Consider the following 15693-nt stretch of genomic DNA (forward strand, 5'->3'; position numbering starts at 1 on the left):
CTCGCCAATCCTTCTGGCATGCGGCAAGGCATACTGCGAGCCTCGACGTCTTCTGCCATTGCGCTTGATGAGCTCCCAATCACTTGTACGCGGCATCCTGTTCGGCGCCCTCGCGGGCGCGGCCTGGGGCCTGGTGTTTCTTGCCCCGGAACTTACCCGTGAATTTTCGCCCTGGCAATTGTCTGCCGGACGCTATCTTGCCTATGGGGTATTTGCCGCGATCCTGATTGCGCCCCGACTGCGCAGCGTGATGCGCCACCTGCATTGGCCGGAGTGGCGCGCACTGGTGTGGCTGAGCCTGTTGGGCAATGTGGTCTATTACGTTTTCCTGGCCAGTGCGGTGCAACTGGGCGGCATGGCGATGACATCGCTGGTGATCGGTTTTCTGCCGGTGGCGGTGACCATCATCGGCAGCCGCGGGCATGGCGCGGTGCCGTTGTCCAAGTTGTTGCCCTCGCTGGCGCTGGGCCTGAGCGGCATCGGTTGCGTCGCCTGGCAATCGCTGTCGGGCACGCATGCCGGTGGCAGCAACCAGGTGATCGGCTTTGTATGCGCGCTGGGGGCATTGGTGTCGTGGACCACCTATGCCGTGGGCAACAGTCGCTGGCTGGCACGGCTGCACACCATCTCGGCGCATGACTGGAGCCTGTTGACCGGCCTGGTCACGGGGCTGCTGTCGCTGTTCATCGCCATCCCGGCCTTCACGATCCTGCTGGCGCCGCACAGCGACGCCGAATGGACCCGCTTCATCGCCGTCTCGGCCGGCGTGGCGATCATCGCCTCGCTGTTCGGCAATGCCTGCTGGAACAAGGCCAGTCGCCTGTTGCCGCTGACCATGATCGGCCAGATGATCCTGTTCGAGACCCTGTTTGCGCTGTTATACGGTTTCTTGTGGGAGCAACGCCTGCCGACGTGGCTGGAAGGCGTCGCCATGGTGCTGGTGACGGCCAGCGTGTTGTTGTGCGTATCGGCCCATCGCGTGGTCGATGAAGGCGGCGGACACTAATCGCGTTGCGCGATCTTCTTGAGCACATGCGCCGCCGCCACCAGTCCGAATGATGCCGTCACCACCATGGCCGAGCCGTAGCCGGCGCAATTGAGGCCGGTGACGCCGGTCGGCGTCGCCTCGTCGACGACATCATTGCCGATATCCAGGTCTTCAGGGGCCGGCACCTCGCAGGCTTCGACTTCGGGCGCACTGACCGGCTCGGTCGAGAACACCGCATCGATATGAAACTTGTTGCGCGTGCCGCGCGGAAAACCATGCTGCGCGCGCAGGCGCTTGCGCACCTTGGCCAGCAGCGGTTCCTGCTCGGTGCGGCACAAATCGCGCACCTCGATCATGGTGGGATCGATCTGGCCGCCGGCACTGCCGATGGTCACCAGCGGCACGCCATGCTGACGGCACCAGGCGATCAACGCCACCTTGGCCGGCACGTTGTCGATGGCGTCGACCACGTAATCGAAGCGGCCGATGCCGATCATCTGCTCGATATTGTCGGGCGTGATGAAGTCTTCCACCTCGGTGACCTGGCAGGTCGGATTGATCTGCATGATGCGCTGATGCAAGGCGCTCACCTTGGCCTGGCCCAGCGTGTCGCTGAGCGCATGGATCTGGCGATTGACGTTGGACTCGGCCAGGTTGTCGAGATCGATCATGGTGATATGCCCGATGGCGCTGCGCACCAGCGCCTCGACGATCCACGAACCGACGCCGCCGACCCCGACCACGCACACCCGGGCGCTGGCAAAGCGCTGCAATGCGGGCGCGCCGTAAAGGCGGGCGACGCCACCGAAGCGGCGCTCATAGTCGATGTCGTGGAGGCTGGCGGATGAGGAATTCATGATGATGGAAATCGATAACGATTAACAATGAATGGCAACTTCAAAATACAACGGGCCGCAACAGTGACGTTGCGGCCCGTGGTCGAAAAACATGCGCGACTTAGACGACGGCGCCGCCGTTTTCGTCCTTCGCCTTGACCGGCTTGATCAGGTCTTCGCGCTTCACGCCCAGCCACATGGCCAGCGCAGCGGCGACGAACACCGACGAATAGATACCGAACAAGATACCGATGGTCAGCGCCAGCGCAAAGTAGTGCAGCGTGGGGCCACCGAAGAAGAACATGGCCAGCACCATCATTTCGGTACTGGCGTGGGTGATGATGGTACGCGACATGGTGCTGGTGATCGCGTGGTTCAACACTTCCGGCGCCGACAGCTTGCCGAAGCGGCGGTCCCGGAAGGCTTCACGTACCCGGTCGAACACCACCACCGATTCGTTCACCGAATAACCCAGCACGGCCAGGATCGCGGCCAGCACCGTGAGCGAGAATTCCCACTGGAAGAAGGCGAAGAAGCCGAGGATGATCACCACGTCGTGCAGGTTGGCGATCACCGCCGCCACCGCGAACTTCCATTCGAAGCGGAACGCCAGGTAGATGATGATGCCCAGCACCACCATGGCCAGCGCCATCAAGCCGTCATGCGCCAGTTCGTCGCCCACCTGGGGGCCGACGAATTCGACGCGCTGCAGGCGCACTTCCGGATCATCGACCTTGAGCGCGGCAGTGACCTTCTCGCTTTGCTGGCTGGCGTTCACGCCCGGTTGCGCCGGCAGGCGGATCATCACGTCCTGGGCGGTGCCGAAGCTCTGCACCAGGGTGTCACGGTAACCCAGGCCTTCGATCGACTTGCGGATCTTCTCGAGATCGGCCGGTTTGCTGTAGGCCATTTCCATGACCGTACCGCCGGTGAATTCGATCGAGAAATGCAAGCCCTTGCTCAGCAGGAAGAACACTGCCGCGACGAAGGTCAGCGCCGAGACCACGTTGAAGATCAACGCATGGCGCATGAAGGGAATGTCTTTTTTGATGCGGAAAAATTCCATCACTATCCTTTCGGTGCAGGCCGCCGCGACGCTGGTCGGACGGCCCTGCTATATCACTGGCTGAAGGTTCGACTTACTTGGCGTCGCGCTTGGGGTTGACGCGCACAGAAGTATTCAGGGCCTCGCCTTCGGGCTTCCAGATCTGGCCGATGGCCAGGCCGGAGAGCTTCTTCTTGCGGCCGTACCAGAGGTTGACCACGCCGCGCGAGAAGAACACGGCCGAGAACATCGACGTCAGGATACCCAGGCAGTGCACCACCGCGAAGCCGCGGATGGCGCCCGAACCGAAGATCAACAGCGCCAGGCCGGCAATCAGGGTGGTGACGTTGGAGTCAAGAATGGTGGCCCAGGCACGATCGAAGCCGATCGCAATCGCCGCCTGCGGCGAATTGCCGGCACGCAGTTCTTCACGAATACGTTCGTTGATCAACACGTTGGAGTCGATCGCCATGCCCAGCGCCAGCGCAATGGCGGCAATACCAGGCAGGGTCAGGGTGATCTGCAGCGTCGACAACAGCGCCACCAGCAGCAGCACGTTCACCGACAAGGCCAGGGCGCTGAAGAAACCGAACAACTGGTAATAGATCACCATGAACACGGTCATCGCCAGGAAACCGTACAGCACCGAGTCGAAACCCTTCTTGATGTTGTCGGCGCCCAGTTGCGGGCCGATGGTGCGCTCTTCGATGATTTCCATCGGCGCGGCCAGCGAACCTGCGCGCAGCAGCAGCGCCAGGTCGCCGGAGGCTTCGGGCGAACCCATGCCGGTGATCTGGAAGCGCGAACCCAGTTCGGAACGGATGGTGGCCACGGTCAGGACTTCGCCACGACCCTTTTCGAACAGCACGATGGCCATGTTCTTGCCGACGCGCTCGCGGGTGGCTTCGCGCATCTTGCGTCCGCCGTCGCCATTGAGGTCGATGCTGACCGCAGGCTGGTGGTTTTCGTCAAAGCTGGCCGAAGCGTTCGAGATGTAGTCGCCGGTCAGCACCGGTTCCTTGTTCAGGACCACGGGTGCGCCCTTGCCGATCTTGAACAATTCGGAGCCAAACGGGATGGCGGCGGTTTCTTCGGTGCCGCGCACCACGCTTTCGTCGACCATGCGCACTTCCAGCGTGGCGGTGCGGCCGATGATGTCCTTGGCGCGCGAAACGTCCTGTACGCCCGGCAGTTCGACCACGATGCGGTCGGCGCCCTGGCGCTGGATCAGCGGCTCGGCCACGCCCAGCTCGTTGACGCGCTTGGACAGGGTGCTGATGTTCTGCTTGACGCCTTCTTCCTGGGTCTGCTTGAGCGCTTCGGCGCGCAAGGTTGCCATCAGCTTGAGGTCGTCGCCGGCACCGGCGTCAGCCAGGGCCAGCTCTTGCAGCTCGCCCAGCGCCGCACGGGCCTTGTCGCGGGTTTCGGCGTCGCGGAACGAGATCTGGATGGTGTCGCCGACGCGGTTGATGCCGTTGTGGCGGATGTTCTTGTCACGCAGCAGGCTGCGCACGCTCGATTGCAGGCCCTGGACCCGCTTGTTGAGCACCGCCTTGATGTCGACCTGCATCAGGAAGTGCACGCCACCGCGCAAGTCCAGGCCCAGGTACATGGGGAATGCGTGCAGGCTCTGCAGCCATTGCGGGGTATTGGGCAGCAGGTTGAAGGCGACCAGGTAGCTGGGGTCGGAAGGATCGCTGTTGAGCTCCTTCTCGAGCAATGCCTTGGCCTTGAACTGGATGTCGGTGGTGGCAAAGCGCGCCCGCACCGACGGCTGCGCGCCGCTGTTGTCGAATGCCACGCTCTCTGCGGCCAGGTTGCCCTGGGTCAGGATCTGATCGACGCGACCGGCGACGCTTGACTCGACCTTCATGGTCGACTTGGCGCTGCTGATCTGCACGGCCGGCGATTCGCCGAAGAAGTTCGGCACCGTATACACCGCGCCAAACAGCAGGGCGACGACGATTAATACGTATTTCCAGAGAGAGTAACGATTCATGGTGTTGTGCTTCTAGCTGCGGATGGCGTGCAGCCGGGTGGCGCACAAACCATCACATTCATAACAACATGGGCGCATCTGCGATGCGCCCATAGAGACCGTTGCCGAAACTTACAGGCCCTTGATGGTGCCCTTTGGCAGCAGCGTGGTGACGGCGCCCTTCTGCACGATGATCTCGTTGCCTTCCGACACTTCGATGGTGATGTAACCATCGGCAACCTTGGTGATGCGACCCAGCACGCCACCCGAGGTGACCACTTCATCGCCACGGGCCAGCGCGTCCATCATGGCCTTCTGTTCTTTTTGACGCTTCATTTGCGGGCGGATCATCAGGAAATACAGCACCACGAACATCAGGATGATCGGCAGGAAGCTGGTCAGGTTGCCCAGCATGCCGCCGGGTGCTGCAGCTGCCGTTTGTGCGAATGCGTCGGAAATAAACACGTAAGGCTCCAAAGGTTGATTAAAAAATAGCCCTGCATTCTAGCACTGAGCAGGCACCATTCCCCCAAATCGGGACGTCTTGCCGAAGATCAAGTTCGGTTTGCTGATTTTGAAGGAAATTTCGTCGGCTTTAGCGCGTGGGAGGCACGGCTGGCAGGAAGCCCTGGGATGGATATTGCCATACAGCATGTTTAATGGGGGAACGGCGCAAGTCGCTGGGTACCGGCGTTCGCCGGCACGACGAGGATACTTATAACCCGGGCTCCGTCTTGTTCCCCACTTCCGTCACCCTGACGAAAGTCAGGGCCCAGCGACTTTTTGTTGCAAGAAAAGAAAGCTAACCGATCAATCGGCAATCACCTTCCTCGGCCGCGCCGGATCGGGCAAGCCGCAGGCCAGAAACCGTCCGCGACCCACTGCGCCGCTGGCCACACCGTCGCCCCACACGATCTCGCCGCGCGAGAGCGTGATCTCGGGCCAGCCGGTGACCTGCATGCCCTCATACGGGGTGTAGTCGACATCGTGGTGCAACATCTCGTTGCGGATGGTGACCTGCTTGTGCGGGTCCCAGACCGCGATGTCGGCGTCGCTGCCGATGGCGATGGTGCCCTTTTGCGGATACAGGCCATACATCTTGGCCGGATCGGTGGCAGTCAGCGCGACGAACCGGTTCAGGTCGATGCGGCCACGCCCGACCCCTTCCGAGAACAGGATCGGCAGGCGCGTCTCAAGCCCCGGGGTGCCGTTCGGGATATAACGGAACGGCACTTCCTTGCCGCCCGGTTTCTTGCCCTCGGGGTCGTCGTAACGGAATGGCGCATGATCCGACGAAAACACGGTAAACAATCCGCTGGCCAGCCCGTCCCATACATATTGCTGGTTGGCCTTGTCGCGCGGCGGCGGGCTGCACACGCACTTGGCGCCGTGGTAGCCGTGATCGAGGTCGTCGGCGCTCAACACCAGATACTGCGGGCAGGTCTCGGCGTAGATGCGCAAGCCCTGGCCGTGGGCCCAGCGGATCTGCTCGATGGCTTCCTTGCCCGACACGTGCACGATCAGGATCGGCACATCCACCAGTTCCGACAGCGCAATGGCGCGATGCGTGGCTTCGCGCTCGACCAGCATCGGGCGTGAGGTTGCATGGTACTTGGGCGCGGTCAGCCCGGCATGTTCCAGCTGCTCGGTCAGCCAGCCGATGCAATCGGCGTTCTCGGCATGCACCATGACCATGGCGCCCTCGCGCCGCGCCACGGCCAGCAGCTCCAGGATCTGGCGATCGTTCAGCTTGAGGTCGTCATAGGTCATGTAGATCTTGAACGAGGTATAGCCTTCGCGCACCAGCTGCGGCAGCTCTTCCTTCAGGACCTGTTCGGTGGGGTCACTGACGATCATGTGGAAGGCGTAGTCGATCACGGCCTTGCCTTCTGCGCGGCGATGATAATCGTCGACCGCCGCCCGCAGCGACTGCCCCTTGGCCTGGGCCGCGAACGGGATCACGGTGGTGGTGCCACCGCAGGCGGCCGAGATGGTGCCGCTGCGGAAGTCGTCGGCCATCCTGAGCCCTGGTTCCATCGGCTGGTCGAGGTGACAGTGGGCGTCGACCCCGCCGGGCAGGACCAGCTTGCCGGTGGCGTCGATCTCGGTGCGGCCGGGCGCCAGGCCGCGGCCGAGCATGGCCACCTTGCCATCGACGATGCCGACATCGCATTGCATGATGTCGGATGCGGTGGCCACCGTGCCATTACGGATCACTACATCGAATTGTTCCATGATGGCCGCTCAGCTGACGTCGCGAAACAGCGAGCCCCAGCCGCGAATGCGCGACGGATCGGCGCCGGCTTGCCTGAGCGACTTCCACACCACGGTCGAGATGGTGTCGTAGATCGGAATGCCGATCTCTTTTTCCAGCTCCTCGACCAGCGGCGCGCCACGCAGGTTGGTGCAGAAGATGGTGATGGCCTGCGGCTTGTCGCGCGCGACTTCGCGCACCATGGCGCGCAGTTCGTCGGCGCCCACTTCGGAAAACGAGAAATTGTCCTGCTTGCGCAGGTGACGTTCGGATACGCACTCGTAGCCGGCGCCGCCGTAGTTCTTGATGATGGCGGCCTGGACGTCATCCAGGTAGGGCGTCACCAGGCCGAAACGCTTCACACCGGTGATGTCGAAGATCTCGTTGAGGGCCAGCACCGAGGTGCAGGCCGCAATGCCGGTGGCGTCGGTGATGCGACGGCACAGACGTTCGTCGGCATCGAACCCGAGCCAGCCCGATGAGGTGCCGTTCCAGCCGATGCTGCCGACCTTGGCGTGCGACAGCAGCTCGGCGGCGCGCAGGATCTCGCTATCGTCGAACTGCGACAAAGCCTGGTTGGACAGCGCGATCTCGGTCACCCGAAAGCGCCCGAAATGCGCGCTGGCCTCGGGGAGGTCGGCGATCATCGCCGTCGTCACCGGTTCCAGCGTGGTATTGGAGGACGGCGTGAGCATGCCGAGCAAAGTTCGTTGTGTCATGTTTTTTCCTTTCAGGCGGCCAGCCTGGCGTCGGCATGCGCCAGCGCCGATTCTTCGCGGATCAGGCTCAGCACGTGGCGCTTGGCCTGGTTGAATTCGTGGGTGGTGGTGTCGCGCGGGCGCGGCAAGTCGATATCGATCAGCTCACGCATGCGGCCCGGCCGATGCGTCATCACCGCCACCTTGGTGGCCAGGATCAATGCCTCATCGACGCTGTGGGTGACGAACACGATGGTGCCCTCGTAGCGCTGCCACAAGGCCACCAGCTCTTCCTGCATTTCCATCTTGGTCTGGGCATCGAGGGCCGCGAACGGCTCGTCCATCAGGATCACAGATGGATTTTGCAGCAAGGCGCGCGCAATGCCGACGCGTTGCGCCATGCCGCCCGAGAGCTCGCCCGGAAAGTGATTCTCGAAGCCCTTCAACTTGACGGTCTCGATGAAAGGCTGGGCCGCAGCCCGACGTTCGGCGGCGCTCTTGCCCTGCAGCTTGAGCGAGAAGGCGACGTTGTCCCACACCGGCAGCCACGGCATCAGGTTGGCTTGCTGGAACACCATGCCGCGGTCGGCGCCGGGGCCGCTGATGCTCTTGCCGTCCACCTTGACCTCGCCGGTGGTGGGAAACTCGAAACCGGCGATCATGTTCAGCAGGGTCGACTTGCCGCAGCCCGACGGCCCCAGCAGGCACAGGAATTCCTTCTTCTCCAGTTTCAGGCTGACGTTGTCGATGGCCAGCATGTCGGCGCCGCCCTTGCGGTCCTTGAACACCTTGACGATGTTGTTGAGTTCGATGAATGCCATGGTCGTTTCCTTTTTCAAGCCCTGCCCTGTACGGTCGATACCTGCTGCCAGCGCAGCATCGAGTTCATGATGCTTTTCAATATCCAATCCGCCAGGAAACCCAGCAAGCCGATGCTGATCATGGCGGCAATCACCAGGTCATAGCGCAGGAAGTAATAAGAATCCCACAAGGCATAGCCGAGGCCGCTCTTGACCGCCACCATCTCGGCCGTCACGGTCAGCATCCAGGCGCTGCCGATACCGATGCGCAAACCGGCGAAAATGCTCGGCATGGCTGCCGGCAGGATCACGAAACGCAGCAGTTGGCCCTGCCTGGCGCCGGCCATGGCGGCCGCGCGCAACAGGTTGCGGTCGGCATTCTTGACGCCATGCACGGTGTTCATCAGGATCGGGAAGAATGCCCCCAGGAACACCAGGAAGATCGCCGGCTTGTTGGCAATGCCGAACCAGATGATGGCCAGCGGAATCCACGACACCGGCGGGATCGGTCGCAGCATCTGCACCGTCGGCTCGATGGCGCGTTCGACCCAGCGCCACCAGCCGATGGCCACGCCCAGGGCGATGCCCGAGACGGCCGCGATCAGGTAGCCGGCGGTGACCCGCATGCTGCTGGCCATGGCGTCGAAGATCCATTTTCCGCTGCTGTCCTGGGCCGCTTCGTTGATACCGAAGATCCAGTCCATCCAGGTCACCAGCACCCGCGAAGGCGCCGGCAGCAGCGCCGCCGGAATCACGCCGGAACGGGAGAATGCCTCCCAGAACAGCACCAGCAATACCGGCACCGCAAATCGCCATTTCGCTTCCGACAGGGAACGCATCAATCCATTCATGGGAATTCCTTGTTAGTGGATCAGTAGCCCAGCTCGGACTTGGGCTTGCCGGTGACGCTCATCAGGAAACTGTAGTCCAGGTTCTTTTCGGCCTGCGCGGCGACATCGGTCGAGACGTACTTGAGGTCTTTCATCATGCCGGCGATGGCGCGGGTCTGGGTGCGGTACATGCGGTAGTCGGGGTAGGCATTCTTGAGCGCCTCATTGGCGATCTTGGCGTCCAGGCCGGTGGCCTTGACGATGCTGTTGACCCAGGCCTGCTTGTCCTTTTGCAGGTTGTCGACCAGGCGCACCACGGCGGCCACGGTTTCCTTGACTTCGGCCGGGTGCTCCTTGATCACGTCGGAACGGGTCACGATCAGGTTGGTGAGACGGCCGGCGGCCTGGTCATACGGATAGGCGAAGTGCTGGCCGACACCGGTCATGCGAATCTGCGAGGCAAATGGCTCGACCGAACAGATCAGCTCGACTTCGCCACGCGACAGCGCCGCAGCGTGATCGGACGGATTGGGGATATTGACGAATTGCACATCCTTGGAAGGATCGATGCCGTGCCCGGCCAGTTCGCCGCGCATGTGCAGGTCTTGCGCATTGCCGCGCGAGGCTGCGATGCGGAAAGGCTTGCCCTGCGCCTTGTATTGCGCGATCAGGTTCTTCAGGCCGACCCAGTCATCGGCGGCCAGCTTGGTGTCGCGCCCCAACAGCATCTCGGAGCCGCCATTGACCTGGCCCGATACGGCGACCAGGTCGAAACCCTTGTCCAGCCCGCTTACGTACGCCAGGTAAGTCACCTGCGCGATATCGACGCTCTTGGACACCAGCGCGGTCAACGCATCGCTGCCGGCGGTGAAGTTGATGCCTTCGATCTCCACGTTCTGCGCCAGCGCCGGCACCAGCGACATCGACAGGCAATGCGCACACTTGGCATACGCCAGCTTGATCTTGGGCTTGGACTGGGCCGAGGCGGAACCGGCCACCATCACGCCGCAGACCAGCGCCGCGGCCAGGGCAACACGTTGGAAGGACAGACCGAACAGGGACTTGCGCACTTGTTTTTGCATCGTTTTTCTCCCGAGATGGACAATAAACAACAAGATTGTGACAATTTACTTTTGCATTGCCACGATTAATGCAAATGCTGTGCCAGCACGAGAGAAACGTTGTGGGTGATCTGGATTATCCGCTGTAATCCTTACCCATCAAGGATAAGTAGTTTTTTGACAGAGGTGAGTTGCCGACGGGAACGGGGGCAAAAATGCACCAGCATGTGACGAACAGGCAGATTGGCAAGGCCAGATTCCCCACATGAGTGCAACAATAGGGCGAGTTTATTGCGCGAATTATTTTGTCATATTGTGACAATCCATCATCACAAGTTTCAGATATCATGCGCAGTGATTGCCTCAGTGCTCCACGCCTACAACAAGTGATTCCTCGCCAAGACGACATGACCAGTTCCCCCGCCCCCGACGGCGTCGGCCGCAAGAAGCGTTCCGTCAAGCCGGACAACAGCCCGCTGCCCGGCCAGGCGATCAGCGCCCGGCCGATGGCCGGCGACGCCATCTATGAACGCATCCTGACCTCGATCATGGAGCACCGGCTCACGCCCGGCACCAAGCTGGTGGAAGAAAAACTGGCCAGCATCTTCGGGGTCAACCGCACGCGCGTGCGCGAGGTGCTGGCGCGGCTGTCGCACGAAGGCCTGCTGACCACCATCCCCAACCGCGGCGCCTTCGTGGCCAGCCCCACGCCGGACGAGGCGCGCGCCATCTTCGCGGCGCGCCGCATCCTCGAACCGGCCCTGCTGCGTCATCTGTGCGAACACACCAGCCCGGCGCATATCGCCCAGTTGCGCGCGCATGTGGCGCAAGAGGCCGAGGCCCGCGAGCGCGGCGACCGGCGCGCCATCATCCGGCTGTCGGGCGAATTCCACATCCGCATCGCCGACCTGGTCGAGAACCCGGTGATGAGCAAGATGATGCGCGAACTGGCTTCGCTGACCTGCCTCATCATCGTGCTCTACGACTCGCCCACGGTACCGGCCTGCACCCATGACGAACATGGCGCCATCATCGACGCCATCGCCCAGGGCCAGACCGAAAATGCAGTGGCGGCCATGATCGGCCACCTGCACCACATCGAGCAGGTGCTCGACATGAGCACCCCACCGGGCGAAGAAGAAAACCTGGAAGAGATGCTGGGCATGGACTGAGCCGGGCCGGTCTCCTGCGCTGCAAATGGCGCCGAAATGTGCCAAAGTGCCAGTGCGCGTCTGCTCACGGCGGACAGCGCACCATAAAAACAGGAGACCATGCATGCTGCCGACCACGCCGCAGGGCTATGAAGAGATCGTGTCCGGATTTCGCTGGGACATTCCCGCGCATTACAACATCGGCGTCGATGTGTGCGACAAGTGGGCCGCGCGCGAGCCGCAGCGACTGGCGCTGGTGCATGTCGACCAGCATGGCGCCGTACACAATTACAGCTTCGGCCAGATCAAGACCCTGTCGGACCGGATGGCCAACCTGCTGCGCTCCCATGGCGCCGATGCGGGCGCGCGGGTCGGCGTATTGCTGCCGCAATCGCCCGAGGCCGCCTTCTCTCACGTGGCCGCCTACAAGGCGGGCTGCATCGCCATTCCCCTGTTCTCGCTGTTCGGCACCGAGGCATTGCAGTACCGCCTGCACGACAGCGCCGCGGCAGTGGTCGTCACCAATGCCGAGGGCGCGGCCAAGCTGGCGGCAATTCGCCACGCCCTGCCTCAGTTGCGCACCGTCTTTTGCAGCGACGGCCCGGCGCCCGGCGCGCTCGACCTGCATGCCGAACTGGCCAAACAGAGCAGCAGCTTCACCGCCGTCGATACCCGCGCCGACGATCCGGCGCTGATCATCTATACCTCCGGCACCACCGGGCAACCCAAGGGCGCATTACATGCGCACCGGGTGCTGCTGGGACATCTGCCGGGGGTGGAAATGTCGCACAACCTGTTTCCGCTGCCGGGCGACCGCATCTGGACTCCGGCCGACTGGGCCTGGATCGGCGGACTGCTCGATGTGCTGCTGACGGCCTGGCATCATGGCGTGGCGGTGGTGGCGCACCGCTTCGCCAAGTTCAGTGGCGAAGCGGCCTTCCAGTTGCTGCAGGACCAGCAGGTGCGCAATTGCTTCCTGCCGCCCACGGCGTTGAAGATGATGCGCACCGTGGCCGCGCCGCAGCGGCGCTGGACGCTGGCGCTGCGCTCGGTGGCCAGCGGTGGCGAAGCGTTGGGCGCGGAGCTGCTGGAATGGGGCCGCCAGACCTTCGGCCTGACCATCAACGAGTTCTATGGCCAGACCGAATGCAACATGACGGTGTCGTCCAATGTGGCCGTCATGCCGGTACGTCCCGGCAGCATCGGGCGCGCGGCGCCAGGGCACCGGGTCGAGATCGTGGACGATGGCGGCCAGCCGCTGCCGGCTGGCGCGCACGGCAACATTGCAGTCATGCGCCCGGACCCGGTGATGTTCCTGCAGTACTGGAACAAACCCGAGGCCACCGCCGCCAAGTTCGTCGGCGACTGGCTGCTGACCGGTGACACCGGCAGCAAGGACGCCGACGGCTATATCCGCTTCGTGGGCCGCGACGACGACGTGATCACCTCGGCCGGCTACCGCATCGGCCCGGGTGAAATCGAAGACAACCTGTTGCAGCACCCGGCGGTCAAGATGGCGGCCGTGATCGGCACGCCGGACGCCGAGCGCACCGAGATCGTGGTGGCCATCGTGGTGCTCAATGCCGGGCAGGTGGGCAGCGACGATCTCAAGCGCGAGATCCAGCAGCACGTCAAGACGCGACTGGCCGCGCATGAATATCCGCGTGAAGTGTATTTCGTGCAGGAGCTGCCGATGACGACCACCGGCAAGGTGATACGGCGCGAGTTGCGGGCGATGGTAGCGGGATGGCGCAAGCCGCCGGGTCCTGAGTTATGCCAGGGCAACGCCGCTTGAATCATGGAGCGCCCGGGCGGGCACTGCGTGCCTGACGAAGGAGCCGGCGCTGGCCGGCTCCCCGCGTCTTCAGACATTGATTACATCAGGCGCCACGCGCCCGATCTTCCTTGAACCTGGCGACGAAGGCCTGGAACTGCCCGGCGTCGATGGCGTCGCGCATCTCTTGCATCAGTTCCAGGTAGTAGTGCAGGTTGTGCACCGTGTTCATGCGCGCGCCGAGGATTTCGCCGGCGCGGTGCAGGTGGTGCAGATAGGCCCGCGAGAAGTTCTTGCAGGCGTAGCAGCCGCAGCTTTCGTCGTAGGGCTTGCCGTCGTCCTTGTAGCGGGCGTTCTTGATCTTGATGTCGCCGTAGCGGGTGAAGATCCAGCCATTGCGCGCGTTGCGGGTGGGCATGACGCAATCGAACATGTCGACGCCGTTGGCGACGCCTGCCACCAGGTCTTCCGGCGTACCCACGCCCATCAGGTAATGCGGCTTGTCGGCTGGCAGGCGCGGACCGACGTGTTCCAGCACCCGCATCATGTCTTCCTTGGGCTCGCCCACCGACAGGCCGCCGATGGCGATGCCGTCGAAGCCGAGCTCTTCCAGTCCCGCCAGCGATTCGTCGCGCAAGGTCTCGAACATGCCGCCCTGGACGATGCCGAACAGGGCATTAGGGTTTTCGCCACCGTCGAATTCATCCTTGGAACGCTTGGCCCAGCGCAGCGACATGCGCATCGACTTGCCCGCTTCTTCGCGCGTGGCGGGACGGCCATCGATCTCGTAGGGGGTGCATTCGTCGAACTGCATCACGATGTCCGAATTGAGCACGCGCTGGATCTGCATCGAGATCTCGGGTGACAGGAACAGCCGGTCGCCATTGATGGGTGAGGCGAACTTCACGCCCTCTTCGGTGATCTTGCGCATCTCGCCCAGGGAAAACACCTGGAAACCGCCGGAGTCGGTCAGGATCGGCTTGTCCCAGCCGATGAACTTGTGCAGGCCGCCGAATTTCTTGACCACTTCCAGGCCCGGGCGCAGCCACAGGTGAAAGGTGTTGCCGAGGATGATCTGGGCCTCGATCTCGTTCAATTCGAGCGGCGACATCGCCTTGACCGAACCATAGGTGCCGACCGGCATGAAGATCGGCGTGTCGACGGTGCCGTGATTGAGTTTGACGCGACCGCGACGGGCCAGACCGTCGGTCTTGAGCAGAGTGAATTCAAGCATGATTGGCGCAGGTAAGCAGCATGGCGTCGCCATAACTGAAGAAACGATAATGCTGATCGATCGCGTGCGCATAGGCGGCGCGAATGTTGTCGTAACCGGCAAAGGCCGACACCAGCATCAACAGGGTGGATTTGGGCAAATGGAAATTGGTCACCAGGCGGTCGACCGTCTTGAAACGATATCCGGGCGTGATGAAAAGCCGGGTGTCGGCGCTGCCGGCTTGCAGCTCGCCGCCCTGCGACGCCGACTCCAGCGCGCGCATGCTGGTGGTGCCCACCGCCACCACCCGTCCGCCGGCGGCCTTGGTGGCGCGCACCGCGTCCACCGTGGCTTGCGCGATGGTGTACCACTCGCTGTGCATGTGATGCTGCGACAGGTCTTCCACCCGCACCGGCTGGAAGGTGCCGGCGCCGACGTGCAAGGTGACGAAGGCCTGGTTGACGCCGCGCGCGGCCAGCTGCGACAGCAGGTCCTGGTCGAAATGCAAACCGGCGGTGGGTGCCGCCACCGCGCCGGGCGCCTTGGCATAGACCGTCTGGTAACGCGTTTCATCGAATGCATCGGCGGCGTGCTCGATGTAGGGCGGCAGCGGCAGGCTGCCGTACTGCTCCAGCAATTCGAACACGTCCGACGGAAAGTGCAGCGTGAAGAATTCACCGAAGCGTTCGCCCACGGTGACATCGAACGCATCGGCCAGCCGGATGCGTGTGCCTGCGGGCGGCGACTTGGAGGCGCGCACCTGGGCGTGCACGGTACGGGCGTCGAGCACCCGCTCGACCAGCGCCTCGATCTTGCCGCCGCTTTCCTTGACGCCGAAGAAGCGCGCCTTGAGCACGCGGGTGTCATTGAATACCAGCAAGTCGCCCGGCGCCAGCAGCGCCAGGATATCGCTGAAGCGACGGTCGGTCAGTTGGGGGCCGTCCACCTGCAACAGGCGCGACGCGCTGCGCTCGGGCAGCGGAGTCTGCGCGATCAGCTCGGGGGGCAGAATGAAATCGAAATCAGAAAGGGAATACATGAAGAAAACCGGCAAAAACCGTAAAT

14 protein-coding genes are annotated in these 15693 nt (G+C 62.9%); 3 read left to right on the forward strand and 11 right to left on the reverse strand.

Annotated features, from left to right (window positions below; all coding sequences use genetic code 11):
* The first annotated feature begins 67 nt into the window (after positions 1–67).
* A complete protein-coding gene (locus LBW87_RS04685; protein WP_225200257.1) occupies positions 68–1006 on the forward strand; it encodes a DMT family transporter in 939 nt (312 codons plus the stop codon).
* Here LBW87_RS04685 and tcdA read toward each other — a convergent pair.
* The 9 genes from tcdA to LBW87_RS04730 all read right to left on the reverse strand — a co-directional run bounded on the left by tcdA (position 1003) and on the right by LBW87_RS04730 (position 10511).
* A complete protein-coding gene (gene tcdA / locus LBW87_RS04690; protein WP_225200258.1) occupies positions 1003–1845 on the reverse strand; it encodes a tRNA cyclic N6-threonylcarbamoyladenosine(37) synthase TcdA in 843 nt (280 codons plus the stop codon). The genes LBW87_RS04685 and tcdA overlap by 4 nt on opposite strands.
* A gap of 100 nt (positions 1846–1945) precedes the next feature.
* Positions 1946–2890, reverse strand: a complete 945-nt coding sequence (gene secF / locus LBW87_RS04695; RefSeq protein WP_225200259.1) for a protein translocase subunit SecF — start codon at positions 2888–2890, stop codon at positions 1946–1948.
* Positions 2891–2963: 73 nt separating this feature from the next.
* Positions 2964–4868 carry a protein translocase subunit SecD gene (secD, locus tag LBW87_RS04700; protein WP_225200260.1) on the reverse strand — a complete coding sequence of 635 codons (1905 nt, stop codon included), beginning with the start codon at positions 4866–4868 and terminating at the stop codon, positions 2964–2966.
* Positions 4869–4979: 111 nt separating this feature from the next.
* Positions 4980–5312 carry a preprotein translocase subunit YajC gene (yajC, locus tag LBW87_RS04705; protein ID WP_225200261.1) on the reverse strand — a complete coding sequence of 111 codons (333 nt, stop codon included), beginning with the start codon at positions 5310–5312 and terminating at the stop codon, positions 4980–4982.
* 345 nt (positions 5313–5657) lie between these two features.
* Entirely contained in the window at positions 5658–7082 is a 1425-nt protein-coding gene (gene hydA, locus LBW87_RS04710; protein WP_225200262.1) for a dihydropyrimidinase, read from the reverse strand.
* Between the two features lie 9 nt (positions 7083–7091).
* Positions 7092–7820 (reverse strand): aspartate/glutamate racemase family protein, encoded by a 729-nt coding sequence (locus LBW87_RS04715; protein WP_225200263.1) that lies wholly within the window; start codon positions 7818–7820, stop codon positions 7092–7094.
* Between the two features lie 11 nt (positions 7821–7831).
* Positions 7832–8620: an ABC transporter ATP-binding protein gene (locus LBW87_RS04720; protein WP_225200264.1), complete on the reverse strand. Its 789-nt coding sequence runs from the start codon at positions 8618–8620 to the stop codon at positions 7832–7834.
* A gap of 14 nt (positions 8621–8634) precedes the next feature.
* Positions 8635–9450 (reverse strand): ABC transporter permease, encoded by an 816-nt coding sequence (locus LBW87_RS04725; protein WP_225200265.1) that lies wholly within the window; start codon positions 9448–9450, stop codon positions 8635–8637.
* Between the two features lie 20 nt (positions 9451–9470).
* The gene (locus tag LBW87_RS04730; protein ID WP_225200266.1) at positions 9471–10511 is read right to left on the reverse strand and encodes an ABC transporter substrate-binding protein; all 1041 of its coding nucleotides are present in this window, start codon (positions 10509–10511) and stop codon (positions 9471–9473) included.
* Positions 10512–10897: 386 nt separating this feature from the next.
* On the opposite strand from LBW87_RS04730, the gene LBW87_RS04735 reads away from it, so the two are divergent.
* Together LBW87_RS04735 and LBW87_RS04740 are read left to right on the forward strand one after the other, a co-directional pair.
* On the forward strand, positions 10898–11662 hold the full coding sequence (locus LBW87_RS04735; RefSeq protein ID WP_225200267.1) for a GntR family transcriptional regulator: 765 nt from the start codon (positions 10898–10900) through the stop codon (positions 11660–11662).
* A 103-nt stretch (positions 11663–11765) separates the two neighbouring features.
* Positions 11766–13436, forward strand: a complete 1671-nt coding sequence (locus LBW87_RS04740) for an acyl-CoA synthetase (RefSeq protein WP_225200268.1) — start codon at positions 11766–11768, stop codon at positions 13434–13436.
* 85 nt (positions 13437–13521) lie between these two features.
* Here LBW87_RS04740 and tgt read toward each other — a convergent pair whose 3' ends face one another.
* Positions 13522–14649 (reverse strand): tRNA guanosine(34) transglycosylase Tgt, encoded by a 1128-nt coding sequence (gene tgt / locus LBW87_RS04745; protein WP_225200269.1) that lies wholly within the window; start codon positions 14647–14649, stop codon positions 13522–13524.
* Complete coding sequence (gene queA / locus LBW87_RS04750; protein WP_225200270.1) at positions 14642–15667, reverse strand: tRNA preQ1(34) S-adenosylmethionine ribosyltransferase-isomerase QueA; 1026 nt, start codon at positions 15665–15667, stop codon at positions 14642–14644. Before queA ends, tgt begins: the two co-directional genes overlap by 8 nt.
* Positions 15668–15693: the final 26 nt, after the last annotated feature.

This window comes from Herbaspirillum sp. alder98 (assembly GCF_020179755.1).
Lineage (GTDB): Bacteria > Pseudomonadota > Gammaproteobacteria > Burkholderiales > Burkholderiaceae_D > Herbaspirillum.